Here is a 255-nt window from a genome sequence, read left to right on the forward strand (position 1 = left end):
CGTGGGCCACGTGAACAGCCGAATTCGCCAGCGTCTCTGGTCCAGAGTTGTCGAGATGGCTGGCCCGGGTCGAGCCCTGCTCGTCTATCAGCAGCCAGGTGAACAACGGCTGTGCTTCCAGGTCCACGACCACCACTGGCAGCCTGTCGACCTCGACGGCATTACGCTGATCCGTCGACCCACCGACCGGAAGACCTACAACCCAGCCCTGTCACATGGCTGGAGCAAGGCATCAAAACGCCGCCGCTTCGGGCG

1 protein-coding gene is annotated in these 255 nt (G+C 63.5%); it reads left to right on the forward strand.

Features of this window, described 5'->3' with window-relative positions; translation table 11 throughout:
- Positions 1-10: 10 nt before the first annotated feature.
- The coding region (locus JMF97_RS30985) for a type I-E CRISPR-associated endoribonuclease Cas2 (RefSeq protein WP_307817158.1) at positions 11-255 on the forward strand (245 nt) is incomplete at its 3' end.

The organism is Micromonospora fiedleri (genome assembly GCF_016774385.1).
Lineage (GTDB): Bacteria > Actinomycetota > Actinomycetes > Mycobacteriales > Micromonosporaceae > Micromonospora > Micromonospora gifhornensis.